The following is a 22271-nucleotide window of genomic DNA, read 5'->3' on the forward strand; positions in this document are numbered from 1 at the left end:
ACGTATCAAAGCCCTGGCAGTTCCAAACGAAAACACCCCCGGGTCGGGACCCGAGGGTGTCGATCTTTTCGGCGCAGGAACAGCTTAGCCGGCTGCGGTATAGGCCGTCTTCACCACGGTGAAGAATTCGGCTGCATACTTGCCCTGCTCGCGCGAGCCATAGGACGAACCCTTGCGACCGCCAAACGGCACGTGGAAGTCGACGCCCGCGGTCGGCACATTGACCATTACCATGCCGGCTTCGGCATTGCGCTTGAAGTGAGTCGCATACTTGAGCGAGGTGGTGACGATACCGGCCGAGAGACCGAAGTCGGTGTCATTGGCGGTCGCGAGAGCTTCCTCATAGTCCTTGACGCGAATGACAGAGGCCACCGGCCCGAAGATCTCTTCACGGCTGATGCGCATCTGGTTTGTTGCTTCGGTAAACAGCGTCGGCTGCAGGAAGTAGCCTTCCGTTCCGGTTTTGACGCGTTCGCCACCGGCCACCAGCTTGGCGCCCTCTGCCTTGCCGATCTCGATATAGTCGGTGTCCTGCTTGAGCTGGCTCGGATCGACCACCGGGCCGATTTCCGTGTTCTTGTCCAGCGCATCGCCGACACGCAGGTTGCGAGTGCGCTCGGCCAGGGCCTCGACGAAAGCGTCGTGGATGCCTTCGGTCACGATCACGCGGCTCGACGCCGTGCAGCGCTGGCCGGTCGAGAAGAAGGCCGACTGGGCAACCGATTCAACAGCGACCTTGAGGTCGGCGTCGTCGAGCACGACGGTCGGGTTCTTGCCGCCCATTTCGAGCTGGAACTTGCGGCCGACTTCGATCGAGGCGGTAGCAACGCGCTTGCCGGTACCCACCGAGCCGGTGAACGAAATGGCGTTGACGTCCTTGCTGTCCAGCATGGTCTGGCCAACCACCGAACCCTTGCCCATGACCAGGTTCAGCACGCCCTTGGGCAGGCCGGCACGCACCAGAATATCAACGATCGCCCAGGTCGAGCCCGGCACCAGATCGGCCGGCTTGATCACGACGGTATTGCCATAGGCCAGAGCCGGAGCAATCTTCCAGCTCGGTATGGCGATCGGGAAGTTCCACGGCGTGATGATGCCGATGACGCCGATCGGCTCGCGGGTAATTTCGACGCCGACGCCCGGACGCACCGACGGCAGCACTTCGCCGGCCAGGCGCAGCACTTCACCGGCAAAGAAGTCGAAAATCTGCGCGGCGCGGGTCACTTCGCCAATGCCCTCGGGCAGGGTCTTGCCCTCTTCACGGCTCAGCAGCTCGCCGAGTTCAGCCTTGCGCGCCAGGATTTCCTGGCTGGTCTTGGACAGGATGGCATGGCGCTCGAGAATGCCCGAGCGCGACCAGGCCGGAAAGGCAGCCTTGGCAGCAGCAATCGCTAGCTTGGTTTCTTCAGCCGTGGCGCGGGCATAAACGCCCACCACTTCGGCGGTATTGGACGGGTTAATATTCTCGACCCCATCCGAGCCCACCCATTCCCCGTTGATGAGGTTCTTGTGCAGTTCAGCCATGTTGGAATGCCTTTCAGATGGGAAATTAAAGAAGGTCGGCCCGGGCCAGGTCACGCAGCAGGTGGCTGACGCCATAGGTCCAGGGCGGACATTGGGTAGAGAGGTTCACCCTGTTAGATAGGGTGCCAAGCTCGGATGTCGATATCGCGACCATATCGCCGAGCTTGTGGGTAAAGCCTTTGCCGGCGCCGTCGCGATCCTTCACCGGCGCAAACATGGTGCCGAGATAAAGTACCAGACCATCGGGGTATTGGTGATGTCCGCCAATCGTCGCAGCGACCAGCGATTCCGGCGTGCGGGAAATCTGATTCATCGAGGAGTGTCCCTCGAGCACGAAACCGTCTTGCCCTTCGACGCGCAACGACAGCTCGGACTGCTTGACGGTCTCCAGCGTAAAGTCGCCATGGAACAGCCGGATGAACGGCCCCAGCGATGCCGAAGCATTATTGTCCTTGGCCTTGCCCAAGAGCAGCGCCGAGCGGCCCTCGACGTCGCGCAGGTTGACGTCATTGCCTAGCGTGGCGCCAATGATCGCGCCTTGCGATGTCACCAGCAGCGCCACTTCCGGCTCGGGATTGTTCCAGCTCGACACCGGATGTAGGCCCACTTCGGCACCATAGCCCACCGAACTCATCGGCTGGCCCTTGGTGAAAATTTCCGCATCCGGGCCGATACCGACCTCGAGATACTGGCTCCACACGCCCTTCTCGATCAGCGCCGCCTTGACCTTCATGGCATTGTCGGAACCTGGCACCAGCTCGGACAGATCCGTGCCGATCAGCTGCAGAATCTCGCCACGCAGCGCATCGGCCCGCGACTTGTCGCCACGCGCCTGTTCCTCGATCACCCGCTCCAGCAGCGACACCACAAAGGTCACGCCCGACGCTTTGATCGCCTGCAGGTCGATCGGCGACAGCAGGCTCGGCTTGGAAAGATCGATATCCGCCGCAGCGGAATTGGCCAGCACCGCATCGGCATCGCCAAGGCTGACGCCCGGCGCCGTTCGCACATGCTCGGCTGCTTTGCCGCTCTCGGCAATGTCGCGCACGGTGGCAAAGCCGGCTGCGGTAATGTCGGTAATCTCGCCGTCCCGAACCGTGACGATGCGCGGGTGGTCAAAGCCCGCAACGCGGGCGCGGCCGAGCAAGATGCCGTCGGGATAATGCCTGTCGCCCATGGTCCGCCCCAGAATTGCTGAGGCAGTGAGTACCCCACCGGCGCCCCGCTGTGCAACCCTCAAAAGTCATACTTATGTCGATGAACCGATCTCCACAGCGCCGTTCAACTCCGGTTCATGCGCGCCGCAATACTGACGCAATGGATGGGGAGTAGTCCCCCACGAACTCAGGAGTATCTCATGCGTCGCTTTGCTGCCGCCCTTCCCTTCGCCCTTCTCGCCACCCTGGCCGTTCCGGCCTATGCTGGCTCGATCACCATCGAAGGCCACGGCGAAGTTCTGGCTGCGCCGGACATGGCGCAGATCAATTCCGGCGTCACCACCCAGGGCGCGACCGCCCGCGAAGCTCTCGACGCCAATTCCGCCGCCATGGCCGAGCTGATCGCCGAACTCAAGGCCTCGGGCATCGAAGCGCGCGACATCCAGACCTCGGGTTTCTCGGTCAATCCGAACTATGTCTATTCCGACGAGCGCGACGCCAATGGCTATTCGCTGCCGCCCAAGATCAACGGCTATCAGGTCGCCAACACCGTGACCGTCACCGTGCGCGCCCTCGATACGCTCGGCGCCATTCTCGACAAGTCGGTGACCATCGGCGCCAATACCGTCAATGGCGTGACCTTCTCGGTGGCCGATCCGTCGGCGCTCTATGATGAAGCCCGCAAGGCCGCTTTCGCCGATGCCCGCACCAAGGCTGAGCTCTATGCCACTGCCGCCGGCGGCACGCTGGAAGAAATCAACTCGATTTCCGAAAGCCAGTCCTTCAATTCGCCACAGCCCGTAGCCATGTACTCGATGCGCGCTGAAGCTGCTGCCGATGTTCCCGTGGAGGGCGGCGAGCTGGCCTTTGCCATCAACGTCAACGTCCAGTGGGAACTGGAAACCGGCGCAAAATAATACCCATACCCCTTTTTGAGGGGGCTTGGGCGGTGGGGGCGGACGGAAAACCGTAGTCACCCGTCCCCACCAACCAAATTCGAAAGCCCTCGCCAACGCGAGGGCTTTTGTTTCTTGCTTAGCCGAACAACACCTTCCACAGCATGTTCAGACCGACCGCCACGAGGAACGCAGCAAAGACGTACTTCAGCGTCTTCTGGTCGAGCTTATGGGCCAGCGCCGCGCCCAGCGGGGCAAACACCGCCGCCAGTACGGCCACCAGGACCAAAGCCACCAGATTGATATAGCCGAGGCTCAGCGGCGGCAGCCCGACGACGCCCCAGCCCGAGATCAAGAAGCCCAGCGTGCCTGAGATGGCGATGGCAACGCCAACGGCGGCCGACGTACCCACGGCCGAATGCATGGTTGCGCCAAACGCCACCAGCGTCGGCACGGTCAGCGACCCACCACCGATGCCCATCAGCGAGGAAATATAGCCCACCACCAGCGCCGAGATACGGTGCGTCAGTGACGAGCCATTGAGATGGCCCATCACCTTGGTCTGCCAGGCAAAGACGATATTGGCGGCGATCAGGAAGGCCATGACCGCAAACACAATGCGCAGCACGTCGCCCGAGAACATCCCGGCCATCAGCCCGCCAACAAAGGTGCCAACCACGATGAACGGCGCCCAGAGCTTCAGCACCCGCATGTCGAGCGAACCACGCTTGTAATGCGCCCGTGCGCTCATGAAGCCGGTGGGAATGATGATGGCCAGCGAGGTGCCGACCGCCACATGCTGTACCACATCGCTGTCATAGCCGAGCAGCGACAGCGCCGTGCTCAGCGCCGGCACTATGATGGCACCGCCACCAATGCCCAACAGCCCGGCCGCAATGCCCGACATCACGCCAGTCACCATCAACCCCAGCACAAAGGGCCAATAGCCCAGCAGTGTAGCCCAATCCATCAACGTTCCCCGATAATGTGCAGCACCACCTCGCGCCGATGTGGTTTGCGGCGGTGCTCGAAAAGATAAAGTCCCTGCCAGGTGCCCAGAACCGGCGCACCGTCAACCACTGGTATACCAATCGAGGTTTGCGTCAAAGCCGACTTGATATGCGCCGGCATGTCATCTGGCCCCTCGGTCGTATGCTCGAGCCAGTCCATGCCGTCGGGCACTAGGCGATTGAAGAAGCCGCCGAGGTCCGTCTGCACATCCGCGTCGGCATTTTCCTGGATCAGCAGCGAGCACGAGGTGTGCCGCACGAAAACCGTCACCAGGCCCGTCGAGATATCTGCCGTGGTGACGAAGTCCCGCAAGGCCCGGGTGAATTCATAGAACCCCTGCCCCTTGGTCGAAATACTCAGTGTCTCGATGGCCTGTTGCATGCCTCGGGCCTAGCATGATCGCCCCGGTCCGACCAGAGCGGGGACCGGCCCGATCGGTCCACTCGCCGCATTGGCGCCATCTTCTCTTTTCACCTGTCGCAGGCCGCGCGCACTGGAACCAACCAAGAGTCCGGGCGTTGCTGGGCTTGCGGGGAGAAAGCATCACCAAATGGCGTTCAGAATCCGTTCAGTCTCCGTTCAGACTGGCGCCGCGATGCTTGGCTCAAGTGTCAACCGACATAAAAGGAAAATAACAATGCGCCTTAGAAATTGGCTTCTGACCGGTACCAGTATCGGTCTCATGGCCCTGCTGCCCATGACCGTGCGCGCCCAGGATGGCGATCTGGTCGCAGCCTATCAGGCCTATGCCGCAGCGCAGGCGTCCGGCGACGCAGCAGCCCTCGAGGCTGCCCAGAGCGCCCTGACCGAGCTTTGCATCGTCAACGGTTACGCCAGCATCGACGAATGCATCGCGGCCGCCACCGGCGCAGCTGCTGCCCCAGCCGCCCCCGTCGAGCCCCCAGCCCCGGTCGCTGACCCACAGGCCGAAGCCGCTGCTGCCGCCGCAGCAGAAGCAGAAGCTCAGGCCGCTGCTGATGCCGAGGCAAAGGCAGCCGCTGACGCGCAGGCCGCAGCTGATGCACAAGCCGCTGCCGACGCACAGGCTGCAGCAGACGCCGCTGCTGCCGAGCAGGCAGCCACCGACGCTCAGGCCGCATCAGAGGCCCAGGCGGCCGCTGAGGCACAAGCTGCCGCCGATGCCCAGGCCGCTGCCGACGCCCAGGCCGCAACTGACGCCGCTGCCGCCCAGTCCGCTGCCGATGCAGAGGCTCAGGCTGCAGCAGCTGCTGCAGAAGCAGAAGCCGCCGCAGCAGCACAGGCCGCACCCGCCGCTCCGGCTGCTCCTGAAGCCGTTGCGCCAGCCGCACCACCTCCAGCCGCGTCCGCCGACATCTCGGCCGATCTGCAGACTCAGATCGACATCTACAACGGCGCCATTGCCGACATGATGTCCGGTGGCGACGCTGCCGCAGCCCAGGCCCAGCTTGCAGCCGCCCAGGCCCAGATCGATGCGCTCTGCGTTGGCGCCGGCTTTGCCGATACCGCCAGCTGCCTAGCCCAGTATGGCCTGAGCCTGCCCGCAGTTCCCACCCTGCCCGGCGCACCCGCTGCTCCGGTCGCCGTTGACCCTGCAGCCCCCGCTGCTCCAGTGGCCGTCGATCCTGCGGCACCCGTCGCCGATCCCGCCGCACCCGCTGCAGATGTCCCGGTGGAAATCATCGAAGAGCTGCCGGCTGGCATCACCCAGGAGCAGATCGCTCCGGTCTTCGACAGTGCCAAGGACTTTGACGCTGCTCCGCCAGCTGCGCCAGTTGATGGTGCCGCGGCAGTCCAGGTCGCTCCCGAGGCTCCTGCTGCTCCACCACCGGAAAGCGATGAGGCCGCCCAGTCGTCCGAAGTGTTCCGCGCTTTCGCTGCCGAGCCAGTGGTTTCTGCCGCTGCCGAAGAAGGCACGCAGGTCACGGCCACTGAAAACACCACCGTCAACCAGACGGTCAACAACACCTATATCAACAACATCACCAACATCACCAACAACACGACGACCACCAACAACACGCAGAACAACATCGGCCAGCAGAACAATGTCACTGTTGTCGAGCAAGCACCTGTTCAGCCTGCGAACGCTGGCGATGTCATCACGCAGGTTATCCTGCAGGTAGGCACCCAGCTGATCGTCAATTCGATCGGCCAGGATACCGACCGCTTCTACAATCCGCAGCAGGATGAGATCTTCTACGAAAATCTCAGCAATGGCCGCACCCGCGAAGTGATCACGCGTCCCGACGGCAGCCAGATCGTCACCGTGCGCAACCGCAATGGCGATATCCTCCGTCGTTCGCGCTTCGACCCATCGGGCCGCGAATATGTGCTGGCCACCTTCGATGATCGTTACGACGAGGATCTGGTGGTCTGGCGCGATCCGGGCCAGGACCTTCCGCCGCTGCGCCTCAATATCCCGGTGCAGGATTACGTCCTCGACGCCTCCTATGCCGACGAGGACGAGGTTGGCACCTTCTTCCGCCAGCCACCGGTGGAACAGGTCGCCCGCATCTATTCGATCGACGAGGTCAAGCGGTCGTCGCGTGTGCGTGACAGCGTGCGCAAGCTCGAGATCGGTGGCCTGACCTTCGATACGGGTGCCGCAACCATCAGCCGCGACCAGGTCGCTTCGCTCTCCAATGTTGCCAATGGCATGCTGCAGCTCCTGGCCAACAATCCAGGCGAAACCTTCCTGATCGAAGGTCATACCGATGCCGTGGGTTCGGACATCTCCAACCTACGCCTGTCGGACCTGCGTGCCGCTACCGTGGCCCGCATCCTGACCGACTTCTATAACGTGCCGCCGGAAAACCTGGCCACCCAGGGCTATGGCGAGCGTTACCTTAAGATCCGTACCGAAGCCGGCGAGCGCGAAAACCGTCGCGTCACCATCCGCCGCATCACGCCGCTGATCACCGTCGCGGCGAACTGATCGCCGCAAACACCGAACCGAGAAAGGCCGGGCCCAGTGCCCGGCCTTTCTTTTTGCCGCACCTGCTTTGCGGTCTGGCGCCTTGTCAGCCGCGCAGAACTTGCTATCTGACGCTCACTGAATGCTGGAGCACCCCATGAAGCGCCTGGAAATCTTTGTTGAAAGCGTCATCCTGGCGTCGCGCTGGCTGCTCGTGGTCTTCTACATCGGCCTCGGGCTGGCCCTGGCGCTCTACGCACTGAGCTTCGGCTTCAAGCTGTGGGATTTCGCCAGCCACCTCATCGGCATGGACGAGACCGAGACCATCCTCAAGATTCTCGGCCTGATCGACGCCGCCCTGATCGCCAGCCTCGTCGTCATGGTTATCATCTCGGGCTACGAAAATTTCGTCTCCCGCTTTGACAATGATGACGATGTTCATTGGCTCGGCCAGATCGATGCCGGCTCGCTCAAGATCAAGGTGGCCTCCACCATCGTGGCCATCTCCTCGATCCACCTGCTGCAGATCTTCCTCAATGTGCCGAAATACACCGACCAGCAGATCATGTGGTATACGATCCTGCATGTGACCTTCATCGCCTCGGCGCTTTTCCTCGCCCTGATCGACAAGATTTCCAAAAAACCGGGCAAGGACACAGCGCCCGACCTCTAGTTTTTTCGTCAAGGCGCCTGCGTCGTCGATTTTTCCTAACGGTCACGCCCCGCGCAATGGCTTGAATCAAAACGCAGAATTCACGCCGCTTCAATTTGCGAATAGCGTGATCACGCATTCGGGAACGAAAACAAAAAGCCCGCGTTTCTTTGTCATACGGTGAAACAAAGGAGCGAAATCATGGCTATCCCTGAACGCGATACCGTCTATACCAACGATGGCAACCGCACTGTCTATACGCGCGAAAGCAGCGGCACAGGCTGGTTCGTCGGCATTATTGTTGCCCTGGCCCTGCTGGCCATCGGCTACCTCGTTTTCTCGGCCAATTCTGGCCCATCGACTACGGTTGATGTGAACGCTGCCCCTGCTGGCATCGAAGCACCGGCTGATCCGGCTATTGCCCCGGCTCCGATGACGGAAGCTCCGGCCGCTCCAGCTGATGCGGCCCCAATGACCTCGGCTCCGGCGGTTGATGCAGCTCCCGCTGTGGAAGCCCCAGCTGTTGAGGCTCCGGCCGCTACGCCGGCTCCTGCTGCTGAACCAGCCGCCCCGGTTGCTCAGTAACAAGACTAGCCTGCCGATATCGTCAGCCCTCCCTCTGACGATATCGTTGAAGACCCCGGCCATCGCGCCGGGGTCTTTGCTTTGGTCGCGGCATTCCGCCACGCGCCTTGCGCTGGCCATAGTCGCTCCCCATTTCCAAAGCCAACAATAAAGGGAGCTCCCATGTTCAATATCGATCAGATCGTCAAAGCCCTCCAGACCGATAAGGGCACCCAGCGGAGCGCCATGACGGGCGCTGCCGGGCTCGCTGCAGGCATGCTGCTCAGCGGCGGTGGATTGGGCAAGCTGGCCGGCAATGCAGTCAAGGTTGGCGCCGTGGCTGCCGTGGGCGGTCTCGCCTATACCGCCTGGCAGAATTACCAGAAGAACCAGCAGGGTGCTCCCGCCAATGCCCCGCAGCAGGATGCCTTCATTCCCGCGCCAACCGATACCCACGCACAGGAAGAACTGGGCAAGACCCTGGTCCGCGCCATGATCGCCGCCGCCAAAGCCGACGGCCGCATCGACGCCGACGAAAAGGAAGCTATTTTCGGCAAACTCGAAACCATGAACCTTTCCTCCGAGGAAAAGGCTTGGGTGTTCGAAGAGCTTTCCACGCCGCTCGACATCAATGCTGTCGTCGCCCGCGCTGACACGCCCGAGCACGCCACTGAAATCTACGCCGCGTCGCTGGTCGCCATCACCGCCGATACGGCCGCGGAACGCGCCTATCTCGATGCCCTGGCTTCCAAGCTACGGCTCGATCCCGCCTTGGTCAGCGAAATCCACAAGGCCGCCGGCGAAAAGGCTCCCGAGCCGACGCCAGCGCCCGCACCATTCGCCTACACCCCATCCGGCAGCAACGTCTGATTGTGACCAACCGCGCGCCCAACAGGAGCGCGGTTACACCCATGTGCGTTCTTGATCGCATGGACCCTGCAAGCCATCTGTGAGCCAACAAGGAGCTTGCCAGATGGAACTTGGACTTTATTCCTTCGCCGAAAACGCCCCAGACGCGCTCAATGGCGGAGCGCTGCAAAGCCCCGCCGAACGGCTGCGCGACCTGCTTGAAGAGATCGAGCTGGCCGATCAACTGGGCCTCAGCTTCTACGGTCTGGGCGAACACCACCGCCCGGACTACGTTGCCTCGGCGCCCGTCACTATTCTTGCCGCCGCCTCTGCGCGCACCAAAAACATCCGCCTCTCCACCGCCGTCACCGTGCTGAGCTCGGAAGACCCGATCCGCGTCTGGCAGCAGTTTGCCACCGTAGACCTGCTCAGCAATGGCCGCGCCGAGATCATGGCCGGCCGCGGCTCCTTCATCGAGAGCTTCCCGCTGTTCGGATATGATCTGGAAGACTACGACACGCTGTTCGAGGAAAAGCTCGAACTGCTGCTCAAAATCCGCGAAGGGGGCAAGGTTGCCTGGCCCGGCAGCGCCAACACCAAGCCCATCCCCGGCATCGAGATTTTCTCCAAGCCGGTACAGAGCCCATTGCCCGTTTGGATCGCGGTGGGCGGCACGCCGAACTCGGTCGCCCGCGCCGCCTACTACGGCCTGCCATTGATGCTGGCCATCATCGGTGGCCAGCCGCGCCAGTTTGCGCCGCTTGTGGAATTCTATCGCGAAACCGCCATCAAGGTCGGCCGCGATCCCAAGTCATTGCCGGTTGGCGTCAGCTCGCACGGCTTCATCGCCGCCGATAGCCAGGACGCCCGCGACATCGCCTTCCCCGCCCATAGCGAAGCCATGAGCCGCATCGGCAAGGAACGCGGCTGGCCGCCAACGACGCGCGCCCAGTTCGAGGCCGGCGCAACGCCAAACGGCGCCTATTTCATGGGTTCGCCGCAAGAGATCGTGGACAAGATCCTAATGCAGCACGAATGGTTCAAGCACGATCGCTTCGGCCTGCAGCTCAGCGTCGGCACCCTGCCCCACGACAAGGTCATGCAGGCCATCGAGCTCTATGGCACGCTGGTCAAGCCGGCCGTGGACAAGGCGCTGGGGACTACTTCCCCGAGCGCTTGATCGTCTTGATCTGCAGGGGCGGCAGGCCGGATTTTTCCGAAATGGCACGATCCTGGTCCATGATGGCGGTGCGCGCAGGCTCATCGCCATCGAGACCACCCAGCAGATTGGCTTCGACCTTGCGGTTGGAGCGCTGGCTGCCGTCTTCATAGATCACGTCGAAAAATACATATTCGCTACGGGCGGTTGGCTTCTTGGCCATGGGGCTTCTCCTGTGCGGCAGGCCGGTCTCGCAGGACATTGGTCCGCGAGCCCGGCTGGCCAGAATTATTGGGTCGAGGCTTAGCGGAAAATCGCTTCGCCCTGCTCGTCGATGATCTGCTTGCCCTTGGACAATGCCAGGGCGATCAGGTCGTCGCGGGACGTCATGCGGTCGGCGCGCACGAAACGATAGGTCTTGAGCTCGCCGGCAATCTCTTTTTCAATTGTACCAGCCAGCTGCAGCTCGCTGCCGGCCTTCATCTCGATCGCCTTGATCAGAAAGCCCTTGTGGCTTTCCTCACCCAGCACCTTGTCACCGGCAGGCTCGGCATTCGACGAACCGCCACCGAACAAATTCTTCCAGAACGACATGGCTCGTCTCCTTAAGTTTGTGCCGAGCCGCGCAAGCGCCGCACCGGCAGGGGCAAGACCAGCTCGCCGCGTTTTTCCATTTCCTCGCGCAGCCAGGCCGCCGAGATATCGAAGTGGTTCGGCCAGGTCGGCACGCCGTTCTTGAGCTCAACAGAACCGAAGAACCGCCGGTCTCGCAGCGGCTCGGTGCCCTCGCCCCGCTCCCCGATCATCGACGCGGCATCGAATGTGCCGCTTGATCCATCGTTGAACGTCACCACCAGCTTGAACGGTACAATGGCTCGGACAGCGGTGAGCTTGAGGCGCTTCGGGGTATCCGCCATGTTGCAAACTCCCCAAAACGATCATCCCCGCTCTCGCGGGGATAACCCATTATCTAGTTATCCAGGAAGCTCCGCAGCTTCCGGCTTCGGCTCGGATGCTTGAGCTTGCGCAGGGCCTTGGCCTCGATCTGGCGAATACGCTCGCGCGTCACCGAGAACTGCTGGCCCACCTCTTCGAGCGTATGATCGGTGTTCATGCCGATGCCGAAGCGCATGCGCAGCACACGTTCCTCGCGCGGCGTCAGCGACGCCAGCACGCGGGTGGTGGTTTCGCGCAGGTTGGACTGGATCGCCGCATCAATCGGCTGGATCGCATTCACGTCCTGGATGAAATCGCCGAGGTTGGAATCTTCCTCGTCGCCGATCGGCGTTTCGAGCGAGATCGGCTCCTTGGCGATCTTGAGCACCTTGCGGACCTTGTCCAAAGGCATCTGCAGCTTTTCGCTGAGCTCCTCGGGGGTCGGTTCGCGGCCAATCTCATGCAGCATCTGGCGCGATGTGCGGACGATCTTGTTGATCGTTTCGATCATATGCACCGGAATACGAATGGTGCGTGCCTGGTCGGCGATCGAGCGCGTGATCGCCTGGCGAATCCACCAGGTCGCATAGGTCGAGAACTTGTAGCCGCGGCGATATTCGAACTTATCGACGGCCTTCATCAGGCCGATATTGCCTTCCTGGATCAGATCGAGGAACTGCAGACCGCGGTTAGTGTACTTCTTGGCAATGGAAATCACGAGGCGAAGGTTGGCTTCCACCATTTCCTTCTTGGCGATCGCAGCTTCGCGCTCGCCCTTCTGCACCTTGTGCACAATGCGGCGATATTCGCCGATGTTGAGGCCCGCTTCTGTCGCCAGGGTCGACACATCACCACGGATTTCGTGGATCGTATCGCCTTCGCGCTTGGCAAATTCCGCCCAGCCCTTGCCATCGAACGTTTCGAGCGAGGCTTCCCAGGTCGGATCGACCTCACGGCCATAATAGCTCTCGAGGAACTTCTCGCGCTTGACGCCATAGCTTTCGGCCAGGCGCAGCAGGCGCCCTTCCAGCTTCACCAGGCGCTTGTTGATGTCGTAGAGCTGCTCGACCAGATTTTCGATACGGCCGTTGTTGAGCGACAGCGACTTGACGTCCGCGATCACCTCGACGCGGAACGCCTCGATCTTCTTGCGGTCGCTCTCGGACACCGACGCCGAACGATCTTCGGCATGCTTGTCCTGCATTTCGCGCATCTGCCCATAGGCATTGGCGATGCGATCGAAGGTTTCCACGACCTGCGGCTTGAGCTCGGCTTCCATCGCCGACAGCGACAAAGCATTCTCGTATTCGTCGTCGTCCTCATCGGGCGCCGGGTCCTGCGGAGCTTGGGGCTCTTCGGGAACGTAATCGTCGTCCTCGCCGCCGGCAGCACGCTTCGGCGCGGGAGCAGCCTTGGGTTTTTCGGCGACAGCATCGACGCGCGGCGCCTGATAGGCGGCCGACATGTCGGGCGCTGCCTGCTTGGCATCGGGCCCGGCATAGGTGGCTTCGAGATCGATAATGTCGCGCAGCAGGATTTCACCCTGCGCCAGCTGGTCGCGCCAGATGATGATGGCCTGGAAGGTCAGCGGGCTTTCGCACAGGCCTTCGATCATGGTCTCGCGACCGGCCTCGATGCGCTTGGCGATGGCGATTTCGCCTTCGCGCGACAGCAGTTCGACCGAGCCCATTTCGCGCAGATACATCCGCACCGGGTCATCGGTACGATCCGAGCCCGACTTGGTATTGGAGGTCGACGCCACGGCGGTGCCTGTGGCCGGAGCTACTTCCTGGCCCTGGTCTTCCTCGTCCTTTTCGACTTCGGTCTCTTCAACCTCGTCTTCATCGACGACATTGATGCCCATGTCCGAGAACATGGACATGAAATCCTCGATCTGCTCGGACGAAACTTCGTCCGAAGGCATAACCGCGTTCAGCTCTTCATAGGTGACATAGCCACGCTTCTTGGCGACCTTGATGAGCTTTTTTACGGCGGCATCGGAAAGGTCGAGCAGCGGGGAGTCATTCGTCGCCTCGGGGGCGCCGGCTTCCGGCTTCTCGGTTTCCTTGGTGGTCTTGGGTGCTGCCTTGGTGGCCATCTGGTACTCCGTCGGATCCCGTGCGCCCGGGCCCGAATAAGGCTTTAAGTGGTGACACCTCAAGGCAAGGTAAAGGATGTGTCACTCAAGCGTTAACGCGTGAGCAGCTACCCGGTTCGCTTCGGATTAGTTTCGCATATCACCATATGCAAAATCGCGCGTACTCGCGGCTTTTCGGAGAAACACCCCTACAAGCTACGTGTCGCGCGTCCCGATAACGAACCAAATCCTTCGATCAATGCCTCTGTGCCATCGACAGTGGTAATCTGGTTCTTGATGTCCCGCAGCCTTTCAAAGGTTTCTTCGCTTGGGTCTTCGCCCAGCGCCGCTTCGGCTGCTTTGAGTTCCCTATTTAGTTGAACTTTCTTATTATGCAAGGCCAGTGCGTGACTCAATCCGATCTCGGCATCGGGCAGCGCGATCTCGGTGGCGATCTGCCACACGCCCTGACGCAGCAAAACATCGGCCATCCGGTCCAGCGTCGGCCCATGTCCGCGCACGCCCAATGCTGATTTCAAATCATCGGCCGAAATATCGTGATGCCGCACGCAAAGGCTGAGAATTTCGCTCATCACCTTTTGTGACAGCGGCGTATCGAAATCCAACGCCGCCAAAAGCTCGAACTTGTCTTCGACCAGTGCAGGGTGATTGACGAGACTGAGGATAATCGTCGCCTCGCGCGGCGTCGCCTCGGCCATCGAGCCAGGCTTCAACAATCGCGAATTGCGCAAAGTGTCCGAAACCACCAGCCGTGGCGTGCCACCCCGCGGATAGCCATAGGCCCCACTCTGACCATAGCGCTGCTGCCCGCCGCGCGGCTCGAAACGGTTCTGTCGCATCGGCGCCAGAAACGCCCGCAGCTTCTCATCGAACGCCTGCGAATAGTGAAACCGCACCGAACTGTCCTGAATGCCATTGGACCGCTCGCGCAGCCGCGCCTGTAGCGCCGCACGCGCCTCCGGCGTCTCGGGCACCAGCCCGCCCGTCTCCATGCTCCAGATCACATCCGACAGCGACCGCGCCCGGTCGATCACATCGGCAAAAGCGCCCCTGCCCTGGGCCTTGATCAGATCATCGGGATCAAGCCCATCGGGCAGCGTCGCGATCCGCACCGTATAGCCGGGTTTCAGATGCGGCATGACCAGATCCGCCGTCCGCTCGGCAGCCTTGAGGCCGGCCTTGTCGCCGTCAAAGCACAGCACCGGGTCCGGCGTCATTTGCCACAGCATCTGCAGATGCTCTTCGGTCATCGCCGTGCCCAGCGGCGCGACGGCCCCCTCGAAACCCGCCGAAACCGCCGCAATCACATCGAGATAGCCCTCAACCACGATAACCGTGCTGCCATCGCGCGCCGCCTGCCGCGCCGTCTGCCCGTTGTAGAGCGTCCGCCGCTTGCTGAAGAGTTCGGTCTCCGGCGAATTGAGATATTTTGCCGGCACATCCGCCGATAGGGCGCGACCGCCAAAGGCAATCACCCGGCCACGGAAATCCATGATCGGGAACATCACGCGATTGCGGAACCGGTCATAAGTCAGCGCATCGCCATCGCGGCTGGCGACTAGGCCGGTATCGACCATGTCCTGCGCCGAAACACCATTGCCGGCCAAGTGTTCCTTTAGCCCATTGCGACTATCCGGCGCAAAGCCGATGCGAAACCGCGTCTGGCTCTGTGAAGACACCCCGCGCTCGAGCAGATAGCCACGGGCCCGCGCCCCGATATTGTGCTGCAGCGCCGCCTCGAAATATTTTGTCGCCAGCTCCATGACGTCGATCAGGCTCTTGCGCTCAGCCTCGCGCTTTTCCTGCCGCTCATCGCGCGCCGGCATCGGTACGCCGGCCATGCCCGCCAGCTTTTCGACCGCCTCGGGAAAGCTCATCCCGGCCTTCTCAGTCATGAAGCGAAAGTGATCACCCGACACACCGCAGCCAAAGCAATGATAGATGCCGCGCCGGTCATCGGCGTGAAAGCTCGGGCTCTTCTCGCCATGAAACGGGCAGCATGCCCACATGTCGCCCTTGCCCGGCTGGCTCTTGCGCTTGTCCCAGATGACATGCTCACCCACCACCTGCGTGATCGACAGGCGTTGGCGGATCTCATCGAGAAACTGATCGGAAAAGCGCATGAGGTGCTAAGTAAGCACTCTGAGCCCCCGAGTCATCAACAGACGACTTATCCACAGCAGGTCTACACGTGTCCAAAATCCACAAATTCCCGCTCTCCACATTCCTGCTGCTGACCATTGTGCCGGCAATCCTCGTAGGAGCGGGCCTTTGGTACCTGTCCGGGCTGGCGCCGACCTGCTCCACCGAGATCGCCACCCGCCTCACCAGTCCCGACGGCCAGTTCGACCTCGTTACCTTCTCGCGCAGCTGCGGCGACGGAACCGGCCCCAATAGCCAGGCAGCGCTCATTCCGGCCGGCGAAGACCTGCCGGACGATGCCGCCAGCTTTGCGTCAGTGGCCGCTGAGACGAACCTCGATCCGCGCTGGGACGGTTTCGGCAATATCGAGCTCACCCTGCCGCAAGGCGCCGAAATCTATCGCCAGGACGAAACCGTCGCCGGCATAGCCGTGATCTATCGCTAGCCCCGCAACTTCGCAGCCTGCCCTGGCGTTGAGCGGCATGACCGACACTCTGCTGCGCGCCGCCACACAGCCTCTGCCCAAAACCCATCGCCGCCGCTGGTTCCGCGTCCTCTGGCGCACCGTCCGCGCCATGACGCAGATGGACACCTCCATGCGCTGCGCCGGCGTCGCCTATTTCGGCTTTCTATCGCTGTTCCCGGCCGTCACCAGCGCGGTGCTGCTGGTCGGTCTCTTTGCCAAACCGACTTTCCTCGCCGACATGGTCGATCGCATGGAAGGCCTCGTGCCCGAAGTCGCCCGCCAGACCCTCGCCAGCCAATTGGTCACCCTGCTGGAACAGCCCCGCACCGGCCTCGGTATCGGCCTCTTCATCGCTCTGACCATTGCCGCCTGGAGCGCGTCGCGCGGTGTCGCGGCGCTGATGTATGCCACTTCGCGAACCCATGCCGAGCCCGACAAGCGCAATTTCATCGCCGCCATTGCCATGTCGGTCTGGGTCACCTTCCTCTCCGGCATCGGCATGATCGTCGTGCTGACCCTTGTGGCCCTGGTCCCGGCCTATTTCGCCGCCCTGCCCTGGCTCGGCTCATGGCAAGTCCTGGTGCTCTGGCTGCGCTGGCCGATCCTTCTCGGCATGGGCGTGCTGGCCATCGCCGCCTTCTATCGCTTTGCCCCAGATCGCCGCTCCAAGAAAGCGCGCTGGATCTGGCCCGGCGCCATCATCGCCACCGTGCTCTGGCTGCTGACTTGCCTCGCCTTTTCATTCTATGTCGAGCGTCTGGGCCAGTTCGAGGCCACCTTCGGTTCGCTGGCCACCGCCATCGTCCTGCTGCTCTGGATGTATAATTCCGCGCTGATCGTCGTGCTCGGCGCCACCATCAACGCTGAGCTGCAACGCGAAAGTCTTCAGCACAAGGCTCAGACAGCCTTGCTGCGCTGATACAGCCGCCACGCCCAGCCAAACAGGCCAAAGGCAAAGACAATCAGCAGCACGCCACCAAAGATCACGCCAATGGAAGCGCTGAGCAGCGGGAAGAACAGGAACACCAGCCCGAGCAATATGTAGGAAATGCCCGAAAGCACCACCGGCCAGATGCGGGCATAGTGCTCGCGCTCACGGGTGATGACGACAATCTGCATTACGCCCACCACCAGCGCTGCAATACCAACGAGGCTGGCGAGGAAGGTCACTGTGAGAATGGTCGCCAGCAGCGGGCTGAGCAGGATGAGCACGCCGAGGATGAGCGACAGCGCGTTCGACACCACATCGAACCAGTAATTGCCGCTTTTGCCGCCGCCAAAGGTCAGGCTCCACAGTCCCAGCGCGCCGTCGATCACCAGCAATATGCCGCCCGCCAGCACCGCCACGGTCAGCGCATCTGCCGGCCAGATCACCGCATAGAGCCCCGCCAGCAGCATGAACACGCCGCGCAGCGCCGTCGCCAGTGCAAACCGCCTCTTCGTCTCAGCCGAAACCGCCATCTTCTGCCTCCAGTCAGCGCCAATCCGCCGATACGTCAGTCTATCGCAATCGCCGAAACTGCCAAGCGCCCACGGGTTTAGAATTTCTATAGCGCTGACCGTGATTTGTTGATTGCCACCACCTTCAGCCCATGGTTTGAGACCGCTTCAACCGGGTCCCGCCCTTGGCGGTTTGCTGTCATGTCGCTTCCGCTCATCGCACTTTTTCTCGCCGCCTTTGCCTTTGGCACCGCCGAATTCGTCATCGCCGGCGTCCTGCCCGATGTGGCGCTCGGACTGGGCGTATCGATCCCGGTGGCCGGCTATCTGGTCAGCGGCTATGCCGTCGGCATTGCCATCGGCGGGCCGCTTCTGGCGGTCGCCACCAAGAAAATGAGCCGCAAGACCCTGATCCTGCTGCTCGGCGGCGTCTTCACCCTCGGCCAGGTGCTCTGCGCCATGGCGCCCAATTTCGAACTGCTGATGGCCGCCCGCGTGCTGGTCGCTGTCGTGCACGGCACCTATTTCGGCATTGCCGCCATCGTCGCCGTCAATCTGGCCCCCGCCGACAAGCGCGGCTTTGCGGTGGCATTGATTCTCTCGGGCCTCACCGTTTCCAATATTCTGGGCGTCCCCGGCGGCACCGCCATCGGCAATGCGCTCGGCTGGCGCGCCACCTTCTGGGCCGTTGGCGCGCTGGGGCTAATCTCGACGCTCGCTGTTGCCCTGTTCCTGCCCGCCGCCACCGGCCAGTCGAGCACCAGCGGCAGCTTCCTGCGCGAATTCAAGGCGCTGGCTCGCCAGCAGATCGTCACCTCGCTGGCCATCGCCATTTTGGTGATGATCGGCCAATACAGCCTTTTCACCTATATCGCCCCGCTGCTGCTTGAAGTCAGCAACCTCGACGTCAACATCCTGCCCTGGGTGCTGCTGCTTTACGGCGTCGGCGCCACCATTGGCGTCTTCATCGGCGGCCGGCTCGCCGACTGGAAGCTGATGCCCTCGCTGATCGCCATCCTCTCCAGCCAGGCTCTGGCTTTCTTTGCGCTGTATCTGGCCGCGCCCTACCCGCTGATCATGGCTGTCGTCGTGGTCATCTGGGGCGGCGTCAACTTCGCCTTCGGCTCGCCATTGCAGTCCCGCATCCTCGCCTGGGCCGGCGACGCGCCCAATCTGGCTTCGGCACTGATTCCCACCGGCTTCAATGTTGGCATCGCCCTTGGCGCCGTGCTCGGTGCCAGCCTGCTCGACAGCGGCTTCGGCTATCGCAACCTGCCGCTGATCGGCACGGCAGCCCTGATCATCGCTGTTTTCATCGCCATTTTTTCCTACTGGCTTGAGCAACATAGCGACGACATCCTGCCCAGGCCGGCCGAATAGAAGCCAAGCCTTTGGCTAGGCTAACGGTTTGGTCATCTTCTCCGACTTCAATGCACTCGGGAACAAAGCCGCTCGCCGAGCGGTCGATTTTGCACGAGTGGACCGGGCGATGATCGACAATGCAACGCTGTTGATTGCCATTGCCTTTTCTAGCGCCGCCCTGATGGTCGCGCTGCTGATCGGCTGGCTGAATGCCAGGCGCGAGACCTATCTGGCCTATGGCTCGAGCGGCATCGGGTTTGTCGTCATTGCCATGACGGTCCTCGGCCTGCGCAATGGCTCGCTCGATTTCTGGCTGCTGTTTACCCCCTATGCCCTGCTGCTGACCGGCTTTGGCCTGATCTATGCCGCCTCGCGGCTGTTCCGCGACCGCTCCAACACCGTCTGGCCTGCCGCCGTGGTCTGGGCCCTCGCCATGTTGGCTCTAACGCTGCCACTGGCCTTCGGGCTGACCGGCGTTGGCGTCTTCAACCTCAATGCCGTCAGCGCCATCTTCATGCTCCTCTGCGCCTGGGAATATTGGCTGGGCCGCCGGGAATCGCCGGTCGCGCTGATCGCCAATGCCGTGCTCTACGTCCTGAGCGCCGCCTCCTTCGTCGCCTGCTGCGTGATGATCGCCATAGATGGCCAGCTGGTGCTCACCGCCATGCCGAACAATTGGGCAGAGCGCTTCAATTCCATCATGTCACTGGTCGGCCTGACCGGCATCGGCGCCATCACGCTGACACTGCACCATTCGCGCGCCGCCCGCATGCACCGGCTCGAAGCCAATACCGATTCCATGACCGGCCTGCTCAACCGCCGCGCCCTCTTCGACCGTTTCGAACGCCGCGAGCTGCCGCTCGGCACTGCGGTGCTGATGTTCGACATCGACCATTTCAAGCAGATCAACGACCGCCACGGCCATGCCATCGGCGACGCGGTGATCAGCCATCTCGGCGCTGTGCTACGCTCCAACATGCGCGACCAGGATGCCGTGGCCCGTATTGGCGGCGAGGAATTCTGCGCCGTGCTCCAGCCCATGTCGGTCGATCAGGCCAAGATCATCGCCGAGCGCATTCGCGGCGACTTCGAGCTGAGCCCCGCCCGGCTGGTGTCAGGGACTTTCCCGGCCACCGTCAGCGTCGGCGTCGCCACCAGCGGCACCGGAGAATCCTTCTCCTCGGTCCTCAACCGCGCCGACAACGCGCTCTATCGCGCCAAGGATGACGGCCGCAACCGCGTCACGACCGCCACCCTGCGCCTGATCGCCTAGCCAGCCGCCAGCAGCGCCCGTACCTTGCCGCTCGCCTTGCCGAAGTCGATCCGGCCCGGATAGTCCTGCTTGAGCTGGGCGATCACCTTGCCCATGTCCTTGGCGCCCTCGGCACCGCTGGTGACGATGGCGGCGCGAATGGCAGCCTCGACCTCTTCCTCGGTCAGCCCCTTGGGCAGGAACTCGTTGAGGATGTCGATCTCTTCCTTTTCCACCGTGGCGAGGTCGGCGCGGCCGGCCTGCGCATAGATGGCAAAGCTCTCTTCGCGCTGCTTCACCATCTTCTGGATGATGGTGAGGATTTCCTCATTGGTCGCCGGTCCGCGATTCTCCTGGCGGATCGCGATATCCTTGTCCTTGATAGCCGAGGTGATGGCCCGCAGCGTGCCGGTGCGCCGCTGATCACGGGCCTTGAGGGCCGTCTTGAGGCCTTCGCTGAACTGTTCGCGCATGGGTTTTCATCCTCTTGCTATGCATTTTCTTGGCCCCATATAGGCACAAACAGCTGTGCGCGCTACTTGCGCCGCTGCTTTGGGCCTTCTATGAGAAGCCCTCAACCGACATAACCCGAACCTTGGAGGCCCACCGTGACCGGCTGGCAGCAATCCCCCGCGACCGCCCTTCTGATCCTTGCAGACGGTACGCGCCTGGAAGGCCGCGGCATCGGCGCCATCGGCCATGCGGCCGGCGAAGTGTGCTTCAACACGGCGATGACCGGCTACCAGGAGGTGCTCACCGATCCGTCCTATGCCGGGCAGATCGTCACCTTCACCTTCCCCCATATCGGCAATGTCGGCACCAATGACGAGGATATCGAGACGGTCAACATGGCCGCCTTGTCCGGCGTCCGCGGTGTCGTGCTCAAGGCCGACATTACCAACCCGTCCAATTATCGCGCCGCTGAAAAGCTCGATGCCTGGCTCAAGAAGCGCAACATTGTCGGCATCACCGGCGTGGACACGCGCGCCCTGACCGCGCTGATCCGCGAAAACGGCATGCCCAATGGCGTGGTCGCCCATGAGCCGACCGGCCAGTTCGACGACGCCTCCATCAAGGCCGAGCTCAATGCCTTCCCAGGCCTTGAGGGTCTCGACCTCGCCAAGGAAGTCACCACCGCCCAGACCTATCACTGGGACCAGACCGGCTGGGCCTGGGACAAGGGCTATGCAACGGTCTACAAGCCCGATTTCCACATTGTTGCCATCGACTATGGCGCCAAGCGCAATATCCTGCGCTGCCTGTCCGACCAGGGCGCCCGCGTCACAGTCGTCCCGGCAACCGCGACCGCCGAGGAAGTGCTGTCGCACAATCCCGATGGCGTCTTCCTGTCTAACGGCCCCGGCGATCCGGCCGCGACCGGCAAATATGCCGTACCGACCATCCAGAAGCTGATGGAAACCGGCAAGCCGCTGTTCGGCATCTGCCTCGGCCACCAGCTGCTGGGCCTGTCGCTCGGTGCGACGACCTCCAAGATGCATCAGGGCCACCACGGCGCCAACCATCCGGTCAAGGACCTGACCACCGGCAAGGTGGAAATCACTTCGATGAACCACGGCTTTGCAGTCGATAAGGCGAGCCTCCCCGCCGGCGTCACCGAGACCCATATCTCGCTGTTCGACCAGTCCAACGCCGGTCTCTCCGTCGATGGCAAGCCGATCTTTTCGGTTCAGTACCACCCTGAAGCCAGCCCCGGCCCGCGCGACAGCCATTATCTGTTCACCCGCTTTCTCAACCATGTCCGCAAGCAGAAGGGCATGGAAGAACGTCCCGAGCATGCAGCGCCTGCAGCATAAACGCTGTTCGGCCAGCGGGGATAAGTCCCGCATCTGGAATACGAAAAGGCCCG

22 protein-coding genes are annotated in these 22271 nt (G+C 62.2%); 11 read left to right on the forward strand and 11 right to left on the reverse strand.

What is annotated here, in order from left to right; genetic code table 11:
• Positions 1 to 84 precede the first annotated feature (84 nt).
• Entirely contained in the window at positions 85 to 1524 is a 1440-nt protein-coding gene (locus BM045_RS08335; protein WP_092182096.1) for an aldehyde dehydrogenase family protein, read from the reverse strand.
• A gap of 25 nt (positions 1525 to 1549) precedes the next feature.
• Positions 1550 to 2701 (reverse strand): fumarylacetoacetate hydrolase family protein, encoded by a 1152-nt coding sequence (locus tag BM045_RS08340; protein WP_092182099.1) that lies wholly within the window; start codon positions 2699 to 2701, stop codon positions 1550 to 1552.
• A 180-nt stretch (positions 2702 to 2881) separates the two neighbouring features.
• On the opposite strand from BM045_RS08340, the gene BM045_RS08345 reads away from it, so the two are divergent.
• Positions 2882 to 3598 carry an SIMPL domain-containing protein gene (locus BM045_RS08345; protein WP_092182101.1) on the forward strand — a complete coding sequence of 239 codons (717 nt, stop codon included), beginning with the start codon at positions 2882 to 2884 and terminating at the stop codon, positions 3596 to 3598.
• Between the two features lie 118 nt (positions 3599 to 3716).
• On the opposite strand, the gene BM045_RS08350 is transcribed toward BM045_RS08345, so the two are convergent.
• Together BM045_RS08350 and BM045_RS08355 are read right to left on the reverse strand one after the other, a co-directional pair.
• Positions 3717 to 4547 (reverse strand): sulfite exporter TauE/SafE family protein, encoded by an 831-nt coding sequence (locus tag BM045_RS08350; RefSeq protein ID WP_092182104.1) that lies wholly within the window; start codon positions 4545 to 4547, stop codon positions 3717 to 3719.
• Positions 4547 to 4969, reverse strand: a complete 423-nt coding sequence (locus BM045_RS08355; protein WP_092182107.1) for a secondary thiamine-phosphate synthase enzyme YjbQ — start codon at positions 4967 to 4969, stop codon at positions 4547 to 4549. The genes BM045_RS08350 and BM045_RS08355 overlap by 1 nt, the downstream gene beginning before the upstream one ends.
• 256 nt (positions 4970 to 5225) lie before the next feature.
• Between BM045_RS08355 and BM045_RS08360 the strand changes: the two genes are divergently transcribed.
• The 5 genes from BM045_RS08360 (at position 5226) to BM045_RS08380 (ending at position 10729) form a co-directional block, all read left to right on the forward strand.
• On the forward strand, positions 5226 to 7505 hold the full coding sequence (locus BM045_RS08360; protein WP_139198757.1) for an OmpA family protein: 2280 nt from the start codon (positions 5226 to 5228) through the stop codon (positions 7503 to 7505).
• Between the two features lie 136 nt (positions 7506 to 7641).
• Positions 7642 to 8157: a TIGR00645 family protein gene (locus BM045_RS08365; protein WP_092182112.1), complete on the forward strand. Its 516-nt coding sequence runs from the start codon at positions 7642 to 7644 to the stop codon at positions 8155 to 8157.
• Positions 8158 to 8337: 180 nt separating this feature from the next.
• Positions 8338 to 8721: a hypothetical protein gene (locus BM045_RS08370; protein ID WP_092182115.1), complete on the forward strand. Its 384-nt coding sequence runs from the start codon at positions 8338 to 8340 to the stop codon at positions 8719 to 8721.
• Positions 8722 to 8883: 162 nt separating this feature from the next.
• Positions 8884 to 9570, forward strand: coding sequence for a tellurite resistance TerB family protein (locus BM045_RS08375; protein ID WP_092182118.1), 687 nt, complete (start codon positions 8884 to 8886; stop codon positions 9568 to 9570).
• A 103-nt stretch (positions 9571 to 9673) separates the two neighbouring features.
• Positions 9674 to 10729 carry an LLM class flavin-dependent oxidoreductase gene (locus BM045_RS08380; RefSeq protein WP_092182121.1) on the forward strand — a complete coding sequence of 352 codons (1056 nt, stop codon included), beginning with the start codon at positions 9674 to 9676 and terminating at the stop codon, positions 10727 to 10729.
• Here the strand turns inward: BM045_RS08380 and BM045_RS08385 are convergent.
• The 5 genes from BM045_RS08385 to dnaG all read right to left on the reverse strand — a co-directional run bounded on the left by BM045_RS08385 (position 10710) and on the right by dnaG (position 15865).
• Complete coding sequence (locus BM045_RS08385) at positions 10710 to 10931, reverse strand: hypothetical protein (protein ID WP_092182124.1); 222 nt, start codon at positions 10929 to 10931, stop codon at positions 10710 to 10712. The genes BM045_RS08380 and BM045_RS08385 overlap by 20 nt on opposite strands.
• An 80-nt stretch (positions 10932 to 11011) precedes the next feature.
• Positions 11012 to 11302 carry an HlyU family transcriptional regulator gene (locus BM045_RS08390; RefSeq protein WP_092182126.1) on the reverse strand — a complete coding sequence of 97 codons (291 nt, stop codon included), beginning with the start codon at positions 11300 to 11302 and terminating at the stop codon, positions 11012 to 11014.
• 11 nt (positions 11303 to 11313) lie between these two features.
• A complete protein-coding gene (locus BM045_RS08395; protein ID WP_092182129.1) occupies positions 11314 to 11625 on the reverse strand; it encodes a DUF2442 domain-containing protein in 312 nt (103 codons plus the stop codon).
• Positions 11626 to 11678: 53 nt separating this feature from the next.
• Complete coding sequence (gene rpoD / locus BM045_RS08400; protein ID WP_092182132.1) at positions 11679 to 13742, reverse strand: RNA polymerase sigma factor RpoD; 2064 nt, start codon at positions 13740 to 13742, stop codon at positions 11679 to 11681.
• Positions 13743 to 13930: 188 nt separating this feature from the next.
• On the reverse strand, positions 13931 to 15865 hold the full coding sequence (gene dnaG, locus BM045_RS08405) for a DNA primase (RefSeq protein ID WP_092182135.1): 1935 nt from the start codon (positions 15863 to 15865) through the stop codon (positions 13931 to 13933).
• 68 nt (positions 15866 to 15933) lie between these two features.
• Here dnaG and BM045_RS08410 point away from each other — a divergent pair, with 68 nt between their 5' ends.
• Both BM045_RS08410 and BM045_RS08415 read left to right on the forward strand, forming a co-directional pair.
• Entirely contained in the window at positions 15934 to 16329 is a 396-nt protein-coding gene (locus tag BM045_RS08410) for a hypothetical protein (RefSeq protein WP_092182138.1), read from the forward strand.
• Between the two features lie 37 nt (positions 16330 to 16366).
• Entirely contained in the window at positions 16367 to 17269 is a 903-nt protein-coding gene (locus tag BM045_RS08415; RefSeq protein WP_092182141.1) for a YihY/virulence factor BrkB family protein, read from the forward strand.
• On the opposite strand, the gene BM045_RS08420 is transcribed toward BM045_RS08415, so the two are convergent.
• Positions 17248 to 17811 (reverse strand): HdeD family acid-resistance protein, encoded by a 564-nt coding sequence (locus BM045_RS08420; protein ID WP_092182144.1) that lies wholly within the window; start codon positions 17809 to 17811, stop codon positions 17248 to 17250. The genes BM045_RS08415 and BM045_RS08420 overlap by 22 nt on opposite strands.
• Before the next feature lie 180 nt (positions 17812 to 17991).
• Between BM045_RS08420 and BM045_RS08425 the strand changes: the two genes are divergently transcribed.
• Together BM045_RS08425 and BM045_RS08430 are read left to right on the forward strand one after the other, a co-directional pair.
• Positions 17992 to 19170: an MFS transporter gene (locus BM045_RS08425; RefSeq protein WP_092182147.1), complete on the forward strand. Its 1179-nt coding sequence runs from the start codon at positions 17992 to 17994 to the stop codon at positions 19168 to 19170.
• Between the two features lie 109 nt (positions 19171 to 19279).
• On the forward strand, positions 19280 to 20425 hold the full coding sequence (locus BM045_RS08430) for a GGDEF domain-containing protein (RefSeq protein ID WP_092182150.1): 1146 nt from the start codon (positions 19280 to 19282) through the stop codon (positions 20423 to 20425).
• Here BM045_RS08430 and BM045_RS08435 read toward each other — a convergent pair.
• Positions 20422 to 20877, reverse strand: coding sequence for a GatB/YqeY domain-containing protein (locus tag BM045_RS08435; RefSeq protein ID WP_092182153.1), 456 nt, complete (start codon positions 20875 to 20877; stop codon positions 20422 to 20424). The genes BM045_RS08430 and BM045_RS08435 overlap by 4 nt on opposite strands.
• A 135-nt stretch (positions 20878 to 21012) precedes the next feature.
• On the opposite strand from BM045_RS08435, the gene carA reads away from it, so the two are divergent.
• Positions 21013 to 22218 (forward strand): glutamine-hydrolyzing carbamoyl-phosphate synthase small subunit, encoded by a 1206-nt coding sequence (gene carA / locus BM045_RS08440; RefSeq protein ID WP_092182155.1) that lies wholly within the window; start codon positions 21013 to 21015, stop codon positions 22216 to 22218.
• Positions 22219 to 22271: the final 53 nt, after the last annotated feature.

The organism is Devosia sp. YR412 (assembly GCF_900110945.1).
GTDB lineage: Bacteria > Pseudomonadota > Alphaproteobacteria > Rhizobiales > Devosiaceae > Devosia.

Coding starts and splice junctions, on each gene's coding strand:
- BM045_RS08350 (WP_092182104.1), bottom strand. CDS start 4,547: ATGGATTGGGCTACACTGCTGGGCTATTGGCCCTTTGTGCTGGGGTTG.
- BM045_RS08430 (WP_092182150.1), top strand. CDS start 19,280: ATGATCGACAATGCAACGCTGTTGATTGCCATTGCCTTTTCTAGCGCC.
- BM045_RS08425 (WP_092182147.1), top strand. CDS start 17,992: ATGTCGCTTCCGCTCATCGCACTTTTTCTCGCCGCCTTTGCCTTTGGC.
- BM045_RS08375 (WP_092182118.1), top strand. CDS start 8,884: ATGTTCAATATCGATCAGATCGTCAAAGCCCTCCAGACCGATAAGGGC.
- BM045_RS08365 (WP_092182112.1), top strand. CDS start 7,642: ATGAAGCGCCTGGAAATCTTTGTTGAAAGCGTCATCCTGGCGTCGCGC.
- BM045_RS08420 (WP_092182144.1), bottom strand. CDS start 17,811: ATGGCGGTTTCGGCTGAGACGAAGAGGCGGTTTGCACTGGCGACGGCG.
- BM045_RS08370 (WP_092182115.1), top strand. CDS start 8,338: ATGGCTATCCCTGAACGCGATACCGTCTATACCAACGATGGCAACCGC.
- BM045_RS08380 (WP_092182121.1), top strand. CDS start 9,674: ATGGAACTTGGACTTTATTCCTTCGCCGAAAACGCCCCAGACGCGCTC.
- BM045_RS08435 (WP_092182153.1), bottom strand. CDS start 20,877: ATGCGCGAACAGTTCAGCGAAGGCCTCAAGACGGCCCTCAAGGCCCGT.
- dnaG (WP_092182135.1), bottom strand. CDS start 15,865: ATGCGCTTTTCCGATCAGTTTCTCGATGAGATCCGCCAACGCCTGTCG.
- BM045_RS08340 (WP_092182099.1), bottom strand. CDS start 2,701: ATGGGCGACAGGCATTATCCCGACGGCATCTTGCTCGGCCGCGCCCGC.
- BM045_RS08360 (WP_139198757.1), top strand. CDS start 5,226: ATGCGCCTTAGAAATTGGCTTCTGACCGGTACCAGTATCGGTCTCATG.
- BM045_RS08395 (WP_092182129.1), bottom strand. CDS start 11,625: ATGGCGGATACCCCGAAGCGCCTCAAGCTCACCGCTGTCCGAGCCATT.
- BM045_RS08355 (WP_092182107.1), bottom strand. CDS start 4,969: ATGCAACAGGCCATCGAGACACTGAGTATTTCGACCAAGGGGCAGGGG.
- BM045_RS08335 (WP_092182096.1), bottom strand. CDS start 1,524: ATGGCTGAACTGCACAAGAACCTCATCAACGGGGAATGGGTGGGCTCG.
- BM045_RS08415 (WP_092182141.1), top strand. CDS start 16,367: ATGACCGACACTCTGCTGCGCGCCGCCACACAGCCTCTGCCCAAAACC.
- BM045_RS08345 (WP_092182101.1), top strand. CDS start 2,882: ATGCGTCGCTTTGCTGCCGCCCTTCCCTTCGCCCTTCTCGCCACCCTG.
- BM045_RS08385 (WP_092182124.1), bottom strand. CDS start 10,931: ATGGCCAAGAAGCCAACCGCCCGTAGCGAATATGTATTTTTCGACGTG.
- rpoD (WP_092182132.1), bottom strand. CDS start 13,742: ATGGCCACCAAGGCAGCACCCAAGACCACCAAGGAAACCGAGAAGCCG.
- BM045_RS08390 (WP_092182126.1), bottom strand. CDS start 11,302: ATGTCGTTCTGGAAGAATTTGTTCGGTGGCGGTTCGTCGAATGCCGAG.